Genomic DNA, 14,268 nt, shown 5'->3' with positions numbered 1-14,268 from the left:
GAATCTCCCTTCCTGGCGCGGTATGCGCCTCGCCAGAGGGTACAGGAAGTCGGCCGAGACGCCTATCCCCCGTGGGGGGTGGGCTTGGCGACGCGGGCGCGCGGAACTACGCTCACGCGGGTCGGTTCGGCGTCGCCCGCGCGTGTCTCCGGCCCGCGTGCCCCGGTAGCTCAGTTGGATAGAGCAACGGATTTCTAATCCGTCGGTCGCAGGTTCGAATCCTGCCCGGGGCGTTTCCCGACGCTCACGCCTTCACGGGCACGCGCCCCAGAAGGCCGGACTCGTCGTGCGTGTGGATGAGCTGGCCCTCTTCGGGCGTTGCGAGCTGCAGGGCCGGGCGTCCCTTTCGAACCGACGCGTGGACCCAGTAGTCGGTCGCCATGACCTCGAGGACCTGGATCGCCTGCTGGACGGCGGCGCCGATGTGCTCGGCCGGCACGCTGATCGCGAAGTGATTGCGCAGCGATTCGAGGATCTTGTCGATGTCAGAGTGCCTTTGCAGGATCTCGAAGAGCGTCTTCTGCACGCCGATGAGTTCGAGGCGGCTGTGCCCTCGCAGGTACGCCTCGGCGCGCTCGATGCGCCCCATGCCGTTGGGGCGCCCGATCCAGACCTTCTTCGCGCCCTGCAGGTTGAGCTTGAAGACGTTCTTGCCGTTGATCTTCCAGGTGGCCTGATCGCCGGTGATGCGCATCATGACCTGCTTGACGCCGGCGATGTCGAGGCCTCCGAGGCCGACCTGGCCGGGGATGTCGTCGCCGAAGCCGCCCTGCGCGAGCCACTTGAACGCCTCGGCCGGGTTGAGCTTGAGGCCCGCTTCCTCGGCGATCTTGACGCAGTTCTCGCGGATGTTGTCGAACACGCCGTTGGCGGAGTACCAGTACTCGGCGAAACGCATGTGCTGGAGAACGCGCCGGCGCTGCAGGTCGTCGTAGCGCGCCAGCAGCCACTCGCGGTCGTGCTCGGCGCGGTCGAGTTCGAGGATGGTGTACGCGAGCTCGAGGGCGCCGGTCTGCGTGAGCGTCATACCGGCGGAGAGGATGGGGTCGGCGAAGCCGGCGACCTCGCCCACGAGGAACCAGTTCTCGCCGTAGCAGCGTTCGACGACGTACGACCAGTCGGTGGTGGATTCGACCTTCCCGCGAGGGCTCCCGCCCTCGAGGGCGTTCTTCACCCACTTCTCGTCCTCGAGCGCCTGGGCGAAGATCTCGGCCGGTCGCTTGCCGGACTCTTTGTAATAGCTCGCCGGGGTGACGAGCCCGACGCTGGCGCGCGTCGCGCTGACCGGGATGAACCACATCCACCCGTAGGGCAGCGATCGGATGTGGACGCGCGTGCGTCCGACGGGCTCGACCTCGAGCCAGCGCGGGTTTTCCCAGTAGTCCCAGAAGGCGATGTTCTGGAGGGCGGTGGGGGCGTCGACCTTGACGCCCATCGCGCGACGGAGGATGCCGACGTTGCCGCTGGCGTCGACGTAGTGGCGCGCCGTGACGGTCTCGCCCGAGCCGAGGGTGAGGCCGACGACGCGATCGCCGTCGCGTTCGATGGAGGCGACGCGCGTCTCCTCGCGCACGTCGCAGCCGAGCTCGCGCGCGTGGTCGAGGAGGATCTTGTCGTAGATCGCGCGGTCGACCTGGAACGAGCTGCGCTGGCGCCAGTTCTCGAAGCGATGGGGGCGGGGCTTGGTCGTGTCCATCTCCGAGAGGGGGAAGAGATGGAAGTCCCACGGGTCGGTCGTCTTACCCCAGGTGAAGGTCACGCCGACCTTGATGGGGAAGCCGGCGGCCTCGACCTTGTCCCAGCAGCCCATCTCGATGAGCACCTTGCCGATGGGGGGGAGCTGCGATTCGCCGATGTGGTCGCGCGGGAACTTCTCTTTCTCGAGCACGAGCACGCGCAGCGCCGGGTTGTGCTTCTTGAGAAGACAGGCAAGGGTGGAGCCCCCGGGCCCGCCCCCGATGACGGCGACATCGAACGAATCGGTCATGATCGTGGATCCCTCTGGAGACGCAGGAGTTCGGTGAAAGGTACCACACGCGGCGGGCATTACAAGGGTCGGGCGTCGTCTGGAATAGACACGCCGGGAGGAAACAACAGCCCCGGCCTTGCGACCGGGGCTGCGTGATCAGATCAGGATCATCTCGGTCGGGCGTCGGGATTAGCGACGACGACGCAGACCAGCGAGGCCAGCAACGCCCAGGAGGGCGGCGGCGCCGGGGGTCGGGATGGGCTTGACGATCAGCGCCCAGCCCTGGAAGGAGCCAGTGTCGAGACCGGCGTTGTCGCTGATGTTGAGGGTCCAGGTGCCGTCGACGCCGTTGAGGCCCGCGAAGGAGTTGATGCTCTGGGCGGGGGCGAAGGGGCTGCGGATGGGGGCGTAGGCGCCGGAGGGGATGACCGCGCCGGTGTTCCAGGCGAGGCCGCCGTCGACGAAGGAGTACGAGTTGCCGGCGAGGAAGTCGCCGTTCTGGCCGACGGCGGTGGGGGTGGTCTGGCCGGGGCGGTAGAAGAAGTTGAACGAGTTGCCGGCGCCGCCGGGGCCGGAGAGGGTCATGATCAGGTCGCCGACCCAGGTGTGGCTGAGGCCGGTGAACTGAACACCGACGACCGTGAACGGCGAGCCGACGTTGGTGTTGATCGAGGACGACGCGCCGGCGGGGACGTTGTCCGGGATGGCGAACCCGGCGCCGCCGCCGATGGTCTGGTTGTTGCCGTCGGCCATGGCCATGGCGGCGAGGGCGAGACCGGCGGACGCTGCGATAAACTTCGACATGTTGAATCCCTTCCTTCTCTCGATGCGCAGGACAAGCCGGACGTCCGGGCCATACCCAGCGCATAACTCCAAACACACGATGTCGTCATCGGGGAGTCTCCACCCAGCCATTCCCGCGCGTTTATTCCGCACGGGCCCCAAGCCAAGTGTCGAGCGATGACGCGTTTCTTCAGACAGCACACTGCTGCCTGACCTCGCCTGTATTGTGCCACATCCGCCCGCTCACTGCAAGTGGGTATTCAGGACCAAACGCAGATTTTTTTGCGCCGACAAAAATGAACAGCCCCGGCTTGGGGAAACCGGGGCTGTGTCTTCGTGTGTTTATCCCCGAAGGGGGATCAGCCGGAGCCGTTCGCGATTAGCGGCGGCGACGGAGGCCGGCGACGCCAGCGAGGCCGAGCAGAGCAGCGGCGCCGGGGGTCGGGACGGCGGTGAGGTTGAGGGTCCAGGAGCCGAGGTTGCCGAGGTCGCCACCGGCGTTGTCGGAGATGTTGAGGGTCCAGGCGCCAGCGGAGTTCTGGCCGTTGAACGCCGAGAGGGCGCCAACGGGGGCGTAGGTGCCGGAGGGGATGACGAAGGTGCCGCCGCCGCCGAGGTTGGCGGAGAGGTCAGCGCCGCCGTCGGCGAAGGTGTAGTTGCCGCCGAAGTCGGACGAGGAGCCGAAGCCGGCGCCGCCGACCTGGCCGGGGCGGTTGACCAGCGTGACGGTGGTCGCGCCGTTGGAGAGGGTGGCGATCAGGTCGCCGGCCCAGGTGTGGGTGAGGTTGTTGAGGGTCACGGAGACGTTCGCGATCGAGAACGAGTCGGCGACGTTGATGACGCTGTTCGCGCCGGCGGGGGCGTTGTCAGGAATCGCGAACCCGGCGCCGTTGTACGAGTTGCCGGCGAGGGCGGAGGCCGCGAGGGCGAGGCCAGCGGACGCAGCGAGGAACTTCGACATGTTGAATCCCTTTCTTCTCTTCGGCTTGCATGAACGCAGTCGCCCGACGGCGCAGGATGCGTCGCAAGCCAGATACACACCGTCGCCATAGGTTTGTCCGACCCGTGACCCGCCCGTGTCCCCCACGGACGGCAGATCAGACGACGACGCTCTTCCTACCAACCCGGCCCGCACAGCGCAGACCGGAACGATCACATCTTGCCCGAAACTGGCGAGGAAAGCAAGAGCGCAATGGCTGAATCGGCAAACTTTTGCGCAAAAGCGACCCGATGCCCAGCATATCGGCCTGAAGTGGGGGCCTGTCGCCCCAGGCGGCCAGCGGCCCCTCCAGAAACGGCATCGAAGGGGCCTGCGAGGCGATAACGCGGGCCGCACCGAGGTCGAAGACGACCCTGGAGCGGCCCGCGTCTGAAGTCCTGAACCGATGCAAACTACCCAGAATGGGATCAGCGACGCCGACGGGCGGCGACAATCCCGGCCAGCATCGCCAGCCCGCCAGCGCCGGGCGACGGGATCACCAGCTGCAGACGCCAGCCCTCAAGGGAGCCGATATCGGTCGCGGCAGCGTCGGTGATCGTGAGCGTCCAGTTGCCGGCGGTGGGCATCCCCCAGTACGGCGTGAGAAGTGAGACCGGCGCGCCGGACGCGCCGCTGGCGGCGTAATTCCCGGTTGGCACGACATCATTGGTGCCGAGCCCCCCGACGACATCCCAGAGCGTGGTCGAGTAGCCGTCTTCGAAAAGGTAGTTCCCGTCGAAATTGGCAGACGTGCCGAACCCGGTGCCGGTAAAGCCCACGCGACGGAACAGGTCGACCGTCGCCGATCCGTTGGAAAGGGTTGCCGTCAGATCGCCCGCCCAGGTGTGGGTCAGCCCGACCAGTTCCACCCGGACCATGCCGACGACGTTGAAGTCGTTGACCACGATCGTGCTCGACGCGCCCAGCGGGTTGTTGTCGGGGATCGCGAACCCGGCGCCCTCGTAGATCGGGAAGGCCCCAGCCCCGGCGGCGACAGCCGCGCCCAGGCACGCCGCCGCGATGCTTCGCTTCTGCATCATGATGTTTCTCCTCTCCGAATCGCCGCCCGCCCCCTCGAACGACGAAGGCGCGGCGACAGGCCAGTATGGCCGAAGGCGACCGATCCTCCAAGCGTTCATCCGGACTTTCAGGCAGTTTCTTCCCCGGGCTGCGCGGACGCTCTCCTACCATCCCGGCCCATGAGCCAGACCCACGCCCCGTCAGCCCTCGCCCGCCCCTCGCTCGGCGCCGTCCACCGCTGGTCGCGCACCTACATCCCCACCACCAAGGAAGCCCCGGGCGACGCCGAGGCCATCAGCCACAAACTGCTCTCGCGCGGCGGGTACATCCGGCGCGTCGGCGCGGGCATCTATGACTACCTCCCCTTGGGCTGGCGCGTCCTCCAGAAGATCAGCCAGATCGTCCGCGAGGAGATGGACGCCATCGGCTCGTGCGAGATGCTCATGCCCGCCCTCGAGCCCCTCGAACTCTTCGCGGGCACCAAGCGCGACATCGACTACGGCGACAACCTCTTCCGGCTCACCGACCGGCACGGGCGCGTCAACGCCCTCGCGCCCACCCACGAAGAGATCGTCACCGACGCGCTCATGGCCGGCGTCACCTCGTACACGCAACTCCCGCTCACCGTGTACCAGATCCAGACCAAGTTCCGCGACGAGTTCCGCCCTCGCTCGGGCCTGCTGCGCTGCCGCGAGTTCATCATGAAGGACGCGTACTCCTTCCATATGAACCTCGAAGGAGCGGGGGGGCTCAACGAGATCTACGAGGACATGCGCCGCGCGTACACCAATGTGTTCACGCGCTGCGGGCTCGACTTCACGATGGTCGAAGCCGAGGCCGGCCCCATCGGGGGCAGCGCGTCCCACGAGTTCATGGTCAACGCCGACAGCGGCGAGGACACCATCCTCATCTGCCCGGCGACCGGCTACGCCGCCAATGTCGAGAAGTGCGAGACCGGCGAGCGCGCGTGGTCCTTCGAGGGCGAGCCCAGCGGCGCCCTCGAGAAGGTCCACACCCCGAACCTGCCCGGCATCGACGAGGTCGGCAAGTTCATGAAGGTCAAGCACCAGAACATGCTCAAGACGCTCGTCTTTAGCGTCGTCGACCCCGACAAGGCAGGGGGGAAGCGCTGGGCGCTCGCGACCGTGCGCGCCGACCACGAGGTCAACGAGGGCAAACTCAAGGGCGCGCTCGGCTCCCCGGTGACGATGGCCGACGACAAGGCCGCACGCGAAGCGGGCTTCGCGATCGGCTATGTCTCGCCGCGCGCCGTCGCGACGGTGAAGGACGCCGTCCTCTTCGTCGACCCCGACGCGGCGCAGGCGATCAATGCGCAGACCGGCAAGCCGATGTTCTGGGCGACCGGCGCGGACGAGGCCGACCACCACGTCAAGCACTTCAACTGGTCGCGCGAGATGGGCGATGTCCTGAAGGACTCGTCGAAGGTGCGCGTCGCCGACATCCGCAACGCGATCCCCGGCGACCCCTCGCCGCGCGCCAAGGGCGCGGTGCTCGAAGCGAAGAAGGGCATCGAGGTCGGGCACATCTTCAAGCTGGGCACGAAGTACTCCGACGCGATGGGCTTCCAGATCCTGGGCGCCGACCAGCAGCGCCGCAGCGTCATCATGGGCTGCTACGGCATCGGGGTGTCGCGCACCATGGCCGCGTGCGTCGAAGGGCGCAACGACGAGCACGGCATCGTGTGGCCCATGGCGATCGCGCCGTACCACATCGTCATCACCGTCATGAAGCCCGAGCCCGGCTCGCGCGCCATGCAGGTGGCCGACGACCTGGCGAAACAGTTGTCCGGCGCCGGGCTGGATGTCCTGATCGACGACCGGGACGAGCGCCCGGGCGTGAAGTTCAAGGACGCCGACCTGATCGGCGTGCCCATCCGGCTGACGCTGGGCGACAAGGCGCTGGAGCAGGACGCCATCGAGTTCAAATTGCGCACCGACGCCGGGAAGGGCGAGACGGTCCCGCTGGGCGAGATCGTGTCGAAGTGCGCGGCCGCCGCGGCGGGCTAAAACCCGGGGACTGCCCCGGGTCCCGGGAGCAGGTTGCTTCTTTTTGGATATTTTTCGCGGTTTCTCCGATCACGGTGGTACGGTTTGTGGTAGTCTGAACTGACTACTCGGCGGGCGTGCATACGCGTCTCGTCGACCGGAGGACGCCGTATGCCGTATTGGATCGTCGAAGGCACCAGTCACGAAACCGGGGAGAGCGAGACGCTGACCCTCGAAGCGACCTGCAAGGCGCACGCCGAGGTTCTCGCGCTCAAGCGCGGGCTGAAGATCGACGCCGTCCGCCCGGAAGACCCTGTCGAGGACGATGGGTCCATCCTCGGGCCGATCAACTTCACCGATCCGACCTCGCCGGTGGTCACGTCGGAGCTGCAGGAAGCGGTCGAGCTCGCCGAGCCGGCGCTCGTGCTGCCGCACTGGGTCACCTGCCGGCGCTGCAAGCAGGCGAAGGTGGTGGGGGGGCTGCTGCTCCTGGCCGGGATGGCGGCGTACATCGCGCACCTGCCCCACGAGATCTACGCCTTCGCCGCGGTCATCGGCCTGCTGCTGCTCGTCGGCGGGTGGGCGGCGCGCCGGTTCAATCTGGTGCGCACGATCGCGATCGCGCAGGTCTGACGCGCCCCGATCATTCGACGGCGCGCTGCTCGCCCGTGATCAGAGCCGCGCCGCGCTTGTAGAACACATACGACCACGCCCACTGGATCAGCACGATCAGCTTGTTCCTGAACCCGATCAGGAACAGCAGGTGCACGCCCAGCCACAGCGCCCACGCCGCGTGACCGGAGAACCGGCGCCCGAAGACCTCGGCGACTGCGGCGTGGCGACCGATCGTCGCCATGTCGCCCTTATTGCGATAGGAAAAGCTCGGGCGCTTGCCCGACAGCCCGCGCGCTTCGTCGGCGATGATCCGCGCGACCATGCGCCCGCTCTGCATCGCGCCCTGCGCGACGCCGGGCGTCGGCTCGCCCGTGCGCGCGTCGATCATCCGCGCCGCGTCGCCGATCACGAACACCTCGGCGCGCCCGGGCAGCGCGCAGTCGGGGCCGACGATCGCGCGGCCCGCCTTATCCGTCTCGACTCCCAGCGCCCCGATCAGCGGGCTCGCGCGCACGCCGGCGGCCCAGACCACGCAGCGCGACCCGATCCGCTCGCCGCTCGCAAGCGTCACGCCCTGCGCGTCGATGTTCGTCGCCAGCGTGTTCAGCCGGACCTCCACGCCCAGCCGCGCCAACTGACGCAGCGCCGACGCCGACGACTCGCGCGTCATCGAAGGCAGCACGCGGTCCATCCCCTCCAGAAGGATCACACGCACGGAATCCTTGGCGATGCGCCGGTAGACCCGCGGCGCCGCCTTGCGCGCGATCTCCACCATCGTCCCCGCCAGCTCCACGCCCGTCGGCCCGGCGCCCACGATCACGAAGGTCAGCAGCGCGGCGCGGTCTTCGTCGCGGTCGGCGTTCTCCGCCTCTTCGAACGACAGCAGGAAGCGGCGCCGGATCGCGATCGCGTCGTCGATGCTCTTGAGCGACGGCGCGTGCGTGCGCCAGTGGTCGTTGCCGAAGTACGAGTCGCGCGCGCCCGTCGCGACGATGAGGGAGTCGTAGGGGACTTGCGCCGTCTCGCCCCCGGCCTCGCGCAGCGTGACCAGACGCGCGTCCAGGTCGACGCCCGTCGCCTCGCCCATCACGACATCGCAGTTGCGCTGGCGCGCCAGGATCGCGCGCAGGGGCTGGGCGATCTCGGCAGGGCTCAACCCGGCGGTCGCGACCTGGTACAGCAGGGGCTGGAAGGTGTGGTGGTTGCGCCGGTCCACCAGCGTCACACGCACCGGCGCCCGGCGCAGCGCCTTGGCGGCGTAGAGACCCCCGAAGCCCCCTCCGAGGATGACCACGCGGGTTGCCTGCGCTCCGGTCATCCCTCACGCTAGGCGCGGCGTGATTTCCCGACACCCAACGCGTGAGTGACCATGCTGACCTCGATCCTGACTCTTTCGACCGTCCTCCTCGCCGCGGGCGCCAAGAACCCCTTGCCTACAGACCCGGCGCCGAGACTCCCCGAATGGCACGGCCAGTGGCGCGGCACGCTGACCATCGCGGGCGCCGCCCAGACCATCCCCATGGGGCTGGACATTGAGCCCATCGAGGGACGCGACGCCCTGGCGTGGCGGATCATCTACGGCGAGGGCTCCTCGCGACAGGTCCGCGACTACGAACTCCTCCCGGGCGACGCGCCGGGACGCTTCGTCATCGACGAGAAGAACGGCATCCTGCTGGACGCGCGCCTCGAGGGCGGCGTGCTCGTGAGCGCCTTCGAGGTGCAGGGCAACACGCTGGTCGCCCGCTACGAACTTCGCGGCGAGGAACTGCGCTACGAGATCCTCACATGGACCGGCGCGACGGCGCGGGAGAGCGTCGCCGGGGAAGGGCCGGAGTCGATCAGGGTGAGGGCGTTCCCGGTGAGCGGGTACCAGAGGGCGGCGCTGCGACCGACTCGCTGAGCGCAAGCGTCTGCGGCGGGTGGTACAACTTGGCGACGCGCCCACCGGTCCGAACACCCCCATTTCCACCCCGAGACACAAAGTCCGATAATGCATGTTATGTTAACCAGACTGGAACAGAACGGGCAGGGGGGTCTCACGGAGGCCGTTCTGGGGGCCGCCGTGGGCGGGCGACTGCGGTATCTCGCCCTCGGATCGGACGCCGCGGCACTCCGGGCGGACCTGGAGAGCCGGTTCCCCGGGGTGAAGCCCGAGGAAGACGACGACCCGTTCCTCGCCGGCGTCCTCGGGACGGTCGCTCGATATGTTGAGCAGCCCTCGGGCGTCGACCTCTCGTCCATCCCGCTCGACTACGCCGAGGCGACCGACTTCCAGCGCCGAGTGTGGGACGCGCTGCGCGCGATCCCGGTGGGCGAAACGCGGACCTACGGGCAGATCGCGTCGTCGCTGGGGATGGATGTCGGCGCCGCCCGGGCCGTGGGCGCGGCGTGCGGCGCGAACCCCATCGCGATCGTCGTCCCGTGCCATCGCGCCATCGGCGCCGACGGCTCGCTGACCGGCTATCGCTGGGGCGTGGGCATCAAGCGCGAGCTGCTCGATCGAGAGTCGCGCGCGAGCGGGCTGTTCGCGTCAGCGTGAGGCGTCGCGTCGCTCGGAGGCCCAGCCCGGGGACGGATAGAACGAATACGCCTCGGTCTCGTTGACCGCGCCGGGCGGGATGGGCGTGTCGGTTTGCACATGCCCGTCGGTGAAGGCGATGTTCGCGACGAGGCGCCCGTGGCGTCGCCAGAGGTACCCGGCGTCCGCCCCGCCGTCGTGGTTGTAGATCGCGTGGTCGGCGATCAGCCAGGTCCGCGCGGGCGAAGCGATCGGGGGCATCGGTTCGTCGCGGCCGGGCGTCAGCGTGCGCAGCGTGGGCGCGTACGGGCAAGGCACCTCGTCGAGCGCATGGGTGTTGAGGATGTAGCTCGTGCCCACCAGTTCGAACATGCTCCGCGTCGCCACGCCGCGGATAAGGGGCAGCGCCTCGCGCGCGCCGCGGTCGAGCGGGTCGCGCATCACCTCGACGACCGAGTCGGCGTCGAAGTCGCCGAGGTATCTGTTGAGCGGGCGCGCGTCGGCGCCGCGCTCGCGAAGGTCGAGCTCGTCGAGGGTCCCTCGCGAGCCGGCGAAGGCGAACACGCTCTGGACGATGGCGTTCGGGCCGATGCTGGTCCAGACCTGGGGCAGGCGCTCTCGCTGGTCGCGGGCGTGCTGGATTGACGCGACGGCGCCGGCCCGGAGCTGCGAGGCCCCCTTCGCGACGCGCGCCCGTTCGACGGCGTGCGACACCGAGGGCACGAGCAGGGCCAGCAGCGCGACGACGACGCCGATCACCACCATGAGCTCAATCAGCGTGAAGCCGGTTGTGCGTGTCGCCCGTGGCATGCCGATGCTATCGGACAGCCGGGCGCCCGGATGCGAAGAGTCCTCGCAAAACGAACGCGGCCTCGCGCGAGCGCGAGGCCGGATCGGAAGTGGGGGCGACAGGATTCGAACCTGTGTAGGCGTTAAGCCAGCGGATTTACAGTCCGCCCCAATTGGCCACTCTGGCACACCCCCCACAGGGGTTTCGGCCCCCGGGCCTTGGGCGTCGGGGGAGAGCGAGGGTATGCGCCTCCCCCACCGCCCTTCAAGCGTCGACGCGACGCCGCGGCAGCCCTCCGAGCCCCGCCACGCCCCCCCACCGGGCGGCTGGGCCAGCGCAGGCACGCCCGTGTCCGCCGACCGCACGCTCAAGGTGTTCGGCCACACCCAACGTCAGAGCCGCCGCGCCGTCATACGCCGACATTTTGCGATTCTCATCCGCCCTTCAGCGTCGGGTAAGACCCGCGGCGGATGCTCATGTAACCAACAGCGATCTTCTCTTCGACGCTTCACACGATCACCACAGGAGAAAGAGTATGAACCTCAAAGCACTCGCCGCCCTTGCCGCCCTGCCGCTGCTCGCCGCTGCCCCGATGATCGGGTGCGAAAGCTCGAGCAACCGGCGCGCGATGTACACCACGAACAACGCCAACCTGACCCTCGACGCGTCCTCTGGCCGCGTGCTCGCCGGCGAGACCGTGACGATCATCGCGCGCACCGTCGACACCTACGGTCGCGACGCGAAGATCGAGTGGAACAGCACCGCGGGCGACCTCAAGACCGAGCAGGACGGGCGCGTCGCACGCGTGCAGTTCAAGGAGGTCGGCACCTACACCGTGCGCGCCCAGCTCATGGTCGACGGCCAGGTCGTCGCGAGCGACCTCGTCGAGGTACGCGTCCAGCCCGTCAGCTGAGCCCCGGGCTCAGCCCCCCCCTGCCCATCTGCAGTCCCACGCTCCGAACGCCGGACGACGCACACCACGCGTCTCCGGTGTTTTCCTGCGCCGACGGGTTGTCGTGGTACAGTGGCCCGCGGCAGACTCGCCAGGAGACGGACGCATGGAACTCGGAGACGCACGCAAGGCCGCGCGACAGTTTGCACGCCTCTACCGCGTGACGAAGGGCGATGGGTTCCGCCTCAAAGACACCGACCCGGGCGACACCGCGTGGCTCAGTTCCGAGGACAAGCCCCGCGCCAAGGAAGCGCTCAGCGCCGGCATCGAGTGGCTCGCGAAGCTGCAGGACAAGCTCTACGCGGACGATCGCTGGTCCATCCTGCTGATCTTCCAGGCGATGGACGCGGCCGGCAAAGACGGCGCGATCAAGCATGTCATGTCGGGCGTCAACCCGCAGGGCTGTCATGTGACGCCCTTCAAGGCGCCCTCGGAAGAGGAGCTCGACCACGACTACCTCTGGCGCTGCGTGAAGCGGCTCCCCTCGCGCGGGCAGATCGGCATCTTCAACCGCTCGTACTACGAGGATGTCCTGATCGCGCGCGTGCACGAGGAGATCCTGCACCGCCAGAAACTCCCCCACTCGCTCGTGACCGAGGACATCTGGCGCAGCCGCTTCCGCGAGATCCGCCACTTCGAGCGCTACCTGCACAACAACGGCACGATCGTGCTGAAGTTCTATCTGAACCTCTCCAGGGAGGAGCAGAAGCGACGGTTCCTCGAGCGCATCGACCGCCCCGAGAAGAACTGGAAGTTCTCGATCAGCGACGCGACCGAGCGCGTGCACTGGGACCGCTACATGCACGCCTACGAGGACGCGATCCGCAACACAGCGACCAGGCACGCGCCCTGGTGGGTGGTCCCGGCGGACAACAAGTGGTTCACGCGCATCGTGGTCGGCGCCGCGATCCTCGAGGCGATGGCTTCGCTCGATCTGGAGTACCCGGCGGTGAGCGCGGCCAAACGCGAGGAGCTGGCGGAGGCGCGGCGGGAGTTGCTTGCCGAGGAGGGCTGAGCGCGGAACGATCTTCGTCAGAGGAGATGCTGCCCATGGCCCACGCACGGATGAACTACCCGAAAGTCGCGCCCGAGCCGTTCGCCTCGCTCCGAGCGATCAACGCGTGGCTGGACGCGGCGGACATCGACCCGCGGCTGCGATCGCTCATCGAGATGCGAGTGAGCCAGATGAACGGCTGCGCGTTCTGTCTCGATATCCACGCGCGCGAAGCGCGTGACCGGGGCGTGCCCCAACAGGTGCTCGATGTCCTGCCTGCGTGGAAGGAAGCCCCGCTGCTCTTCAGCGACGCCGAACGCGCCGCGCTCGAGTGGGCCGAGAGCGTCACGCGCATCGAAAGCGGCGGCGTCCCGCAGGATCACTTCGACGCGCTGTCGGCCCGTTTCAGCGAGAGTCAGATCGCGGCGATGACCTGGGCTGTCATCGCGATGAACTCCTGGAACCGTCTCGCGGTCGCGTTCTTCATGAATCCCCGTCCGCGCCATGATCCCGGTCAAAGCCGCTGACAGGAATCGAACCTGCAACCTGTGCTTTACAAAAGCACTGCTCTGCCAGTTGAGCTACAGCGGCCAGTCCCGACAGAATAGCCCCGTTTCGTCCGGCGTTCCCCGTCAGTCCAGGGGGGCGGTCGCGACGCGCGGGGCCGGGTCGTCGGCGAGGCGGAGCGTGGCGGCCAGTTCGGCGATCGCGCCGGGGCGCGAGTCGGCGAGGGCGTCGAACGCCGCCGACCAGAGCGCGTAGCGCGCGTGGTGGTCGTCGGATTCGACGGCCCGCCCGGCGGCGATCGCCCATGCCGCCAGCGTGCGCAGCGACGACGCCAGCCCGTCGGGGTTCTGGTGGGCGCTGGTCGCGGCCAGGTGCGGGCCTGCGCACGACAGCGTGGTCGGCGCGTCGGGGGTGGTGTGCCCCATCGCGGCCCGCGCGACGCGCTCGGCCAGCCCCTCGGTGAACCACTCGGGGTACGCGACGGCGCGTGACTGCACGCCGGTGTTGAAGGCGAGGAGGTGCGCCGCCTCGTGGGCGAGTTTCGCGCGGGTGGCCCGGCGCGCGTGCTCGCGGGCGTGCGACGCGTGGTGTGCCGCGGCACGGAGGAAGGAGTCGCTCGATCGGTCGTCGTACGCGACGACGCGGTTGCGCGCCGGCTCGTAGTACCCGCCCATCCATCGCGCGTCGACGGCGTCGATCTCGCGCGCGAAGCGGATGAAGTCGTCGCGCGACGCGAAGAGCATGACGCGCAGGGGCGAGGCGGGGCGCTGGGTGGTGAAGCCCAGCGTGGTCATCTCGCGCTCGAAGACGCTCGCGACCTGCTCGAGCCACTCCGCCTGCTCGCGCACCCACGAGGGGTCCGCGTCGCTGAGGAGGAGGAACCGTTCGGTGCGCAGGGCGACAGGGAATCGCGTCGAGGGCGCGTAGACGGCGGCGGGCCTGGCGGCCTGGGGCGCGCCTTCGGCCCCGGAGACCGGTCCGGGCTCGCGCGTCCAGACAGCGACGCCCACGACGGACGCGCCGAGGGCGGGGACGATCAACGGGCTGACCTGGCACCAGCGCAGACGCACACACGAGAGATCGTCGCGATGCGAGCGCCGGGTCGGCGGCGGGCGTCGTTCTCGGACGCGCCGGT

Annotated in this window: 14 protein-coding genes and 3 tRNA genes; 8 read left to right on the top strand and 9 right to left on the bottom strand. The window is 68.6% G+C overall.

What is annotated here, in order from left to right; all coding sequences use genetic code 11:
• The first annotated feature begins 159 nt into the window (after positions 1–159).
• Positions 160–233 (top strand) — tRNA-Arg (locus tag KF684_00620).
• 11 nt (positions 234–244) lie between these two features.
• Here KF684_00620 and KF684_00615 read toward each other — a convergent pair.
• From KF684_00615 to KF684_00600, 4 genes are all read right to left on the bottom strand, one after another.
• Positions 245–1,987 carry a tryptophan 7-halogenase gene (locus tag KF684_00615; protein MBX3351408.1) on the bottom strand — a complete coding sequence of 581 codons (1,743 nt, stop codon included), beginning with the start codon at positions 1,985–1,987 and terminating at the stop codon, positions 245–247.
• A 171-nt stretch (positions 1,988–2,158) separates the two neighbouring features.
• Positions 2,159–2,773 carry a hypothetical protein gene (locus tag KF684_00610; protein ID MBX3351407.1) on the bottom strand — a complete coding sequence of 205 codons (615 nt, stop codon included), beginning with the start codon at positions 2,771–2,773 and terminating at the stop codon, positions 2,159–2,161.
• A 358-nt stretch (positions 2,774–3,131) separates the two neighbouring features.
• Positions 3,132–3,713: a proprotein convertase P-domain-containing protein gene (locus KF684_00605; GenBank protein MBX3351406.1), complete on the bottom strand. Its 582-nt coding sequence runs from the start codon at positions 3,711–3,713 to the stop codon at positions 3,132–3,134.
• 446 nt (positions 3,714–4,159) lie between these two features.
• On the bottom strand, positions 4,160–4,771 hold the full coding sequence (locus KF684_00600) for a proprotein convertase P-domain-containing protein (protein ID MBX3351405.1): 612 nt from the start codon (positions 4,769–4,771) through the stop codon (positions 4,160–4,162).
• A 159-nt stretch (positions 4,772–4,930) separates the two neighbouring features.
• Between KF684_00600 and KF684_00595 the strand changes: the two genes are divergently transcribed.
• Both KF684_00595 and KF684_00590 read left to right on the top strand, forming a co-directional pair.
• Positions 4,931–6,778, top strand: a complete 1,848-nt coding sequence (locus KF684_00595) for a proline--tRNA ligase (GenBank protein MBX3351404.1) — start codon at positions 4,931–4,933, stop codon at positions 6,776–6,778.
• A 150-nt stretch (positions 6,779–6,928) separates the two neighbouring features.
• Positions 6,929–7,390, top strand: coding sequence for a hypothetical protein (locus KF684_00590; GenBank protein MBX3351403.1), 462 nt, complete (start codon positions 6,929–6,931; stop codon positions 7,388–7,390).
• A 10-nt stretch (positions 7,391–7,400) separates the two neighbouring features.
• On the opposite strand, the gene KF684_00585 is transcribed toward KF684_00590, so the two are convergent.
• Positions 7,401–8,690, bottom strand: a complete 1,290-nt coding sequence (locus KF684_00585; protein MBX3351402.1) for an NAD(P)/FAD-dependent oxidoreductase — start codon at positions 8,688–8,690, stop codon at positions 7,401–7,403.
• A 51-nt stretch (positions 8,691–8,741) separates the two neighbouring features.
• Between KF684_00585 and KF684_00580 the strand changes: the two genes are divergently transcribed.
• The gene (locus KF684_00580) at positions 8,742–9,272 is read left to right on the top strand and encodes a hypothetical protein (GenBank protein MBX3351401.1); all 531 of its coding nucleotides are present in this window, start codon (positions 8,742–8,744) and stop codon (positions 9,270–9,272) included.
• 99 nt (positions 9,273–9,371) lie between these two features.
• Positions 9,372–9,911: a methylated-DNA--[protein]-cysteine S-methyltransferase gene (locus KF684_00575; GenBank protein ID MBX3351400.1), complete on the top strand. Its 540-nt coding sequence runs from the start codon at positions 9,372–9,374 to the stop codon at positions 9,909–9,911.
• On the opposite strand, the gene KF684_00570 is transcribed toward KF684_00575, so the two are convergent.
• Entirely contained in the window at positions 9,903–10,700 is a 798-nt protein-coding gene (locus tag KF684_00570) for a hypothetical protein (protein MBX3351399.1), read from the bottom strand. The genes KF684_00575 and KF684_00570 overlap by 9 nt on opposite strands.
• Positions 10,701–10,790: 90 nt before the next feature.
• Positions 10,791–10,874: transfer RNA gene (locus tag KF684_00565), tRNA-Tyr, on the bottom strand.
• 341 nt (positions 10,875–11,215) lie between these two features.
• Between KF684_00565 and KF684_00560 the strand changes: the two genes are divergently transcribed.
• From KF684_00560 to KF684_00550, 3 genes are all read left to right on the top strand, one after another.
• Complete coding sequence (locus tag KF684_00560) at positions 11,216–11,593, top strand: hypothetical protein (protein MBX3351398.1); 378 nt, start codon at positions 11,216–11,218, stop codon at positions 11,591–11,593.
• 145 nt (positions 11,594–11,738) lie between these two features.
• The gene (locus KF684_00555) at positions 11,739–12,647 is read left to right on the top strand and encodes a polyphosphate kinase 2 family protein (GenBank protein MBX3351397.1); all 909 of its coding nucleotides are present in this window, start codon (positions 11,739–11,741) and stop codon (positions 12,645–12,647) included.
• 35 nt (positions 12,648–12,682) lie between these two features.
• Positions 12,683–13,153, top strand: a complete 471-nt coding sequence (locus tag KF684_00550; GenBank protein MBX3351396.1) for a carboxymuconolactone decarboxylase family protein — start codon at positions 12,683–12,685, stop codon at positions 13,151–13,153.
• On the opposite strand, the gene KF684_00545 is transcribed toward KF684_00550, so the two are convergent.
• Together KF684_00545 and KF684_00540 are read right to left on the bottom strand one after the other, a co-directional pair.
• Positions 13,145–13,217: transfer RNA gene (locus tag KF684_00545), tRNA-Thr, on the bottom strand. The genes KF684_00550 and KF684_00545 overlap by 9 nt on opposite strands.
• Before the next feature lie 41 nt (positions 13,218–13,258).
• Positions 13,259–14,203, bottom strand: a complete 945-nt coding sequence (locus tag KF684_00540; protein ID MBX3351395.1) for a DUF1570 domain-containing protein — start codon at positions 14,201–14,203, stop codon at positions 13,259–13,261.
• Positions 14,204–14,268: the final 65 nt, after the last annotated feature.

The sequence above is a fragment of the Phycisphaeraceae bacterium genome, from assembly GCA_019636675.1.
Lineage (GTDB): Bacteria > Planctomycetota > Phycisphaerae > Phycisphaerales > UBA1924 > JAHBXC01.
This window is presented reverse-complemented; position numbering and strand designations above follow the sequence as displayed.

What these genes read in the sequence shown, in the direction of transcription:
- KF684_00615 (MBX3351408.1), bottom strand. Translation starts at nt 1,987, where the DNA reads ATGACCGATTCGTTCGATGTCGCCGTCATCGGGGGCGGGCCCGGGGGC.
- KF684_00610 (MBX3351407.1), bottom strand. Translation starts at nt 2,773, where the DNA reads ATGTCGAAGTTTATCGCAGCGTCCGCCGGTCTCGCCCTCGCCGCCATG.
- KF684_00605 (MBX3351406.1), bottom strand. Translation starts at nt 3,713, where the DNA reads ATGTCGAAGTTCCTCGCTGCGTCCGCTGGCCTCGCCCTCGCGGCCTCC.
- KF684_00600 (MBX3351405.1), bottom strand. Translation starts at nt 4,771, where the DNA reads ATGATGCAGAAGCGAAGCATCGCGGCGGCGTGCCTGGGCGCGGCTGTC.
- KF684_00595 (MBX3351404.1), top strand. Translation starts at nt 4,931, where the DNA reads ATGAGCCAGACCCACGCCCCGTCAGCCCTCGCCCGCCCCTCGCTCGGC.
- KF684_00590 (MBX3351403.1), top strand. Translation starts at nt 6,929, where the DNA reads ATGCCGTATTGGATCGTCGAAGGCACCAGTCACGAAACCGGGGAGAGC.
- KF684_00585 (MBX3351402.1), bottom strand. Translation starts at nt 8,690, where the DNA reads ATGACCGGAGCGCAGGCAACCCGCGTGGTCATCCTCGGAGGGGGCTTC.
- KF684_00580 (MBX3351401.1), top strand. Translation starts at nt 8,742, where the DNA reads ATGCTGACCTCGATCCTGACTCTTTCGACCGTCCTCCTCGCCGCGGGC.
- KF684_00575 (MBX3351400.1), top strand. Translation starts at nt 9,372, where the DNA reads ATGTTAACCAGACTGGAACAGAACGGGCAGGGGGGTCTCACGGAGGCC.
- KF684_00570 (MBX3351399.1), bottom strand. Translation starts at nt 10,700, where the DNA reads ATGCCACGGGCGACACGCACAACCGGCTTCACGCTGATTGAGCTCATG.
- KF684_00560 (MBX3351398.1), top strand. Translation starts at nt 11,216, where the DNA reads ATGAACCTCAAAGCACTCGCCGCCCTTGCCGCCCTGCCGCTGCTCGCC.
- KF684_00555 (MBX3351397.1), top strand. Translation starts at nt 11,739, where the DNA reads ATGGAACTCGGAGACGCACGCAAGGCCGCGCGACAGTTTGCACGCCTC.
- KF684_00550 (MBX3351396.1), top strand. Translation starts at nt 12,683, where the DNA reads ATGGCCCACGCACGGATGAACTACCCGAAAGTCGCGCCCGAGCCGTTC.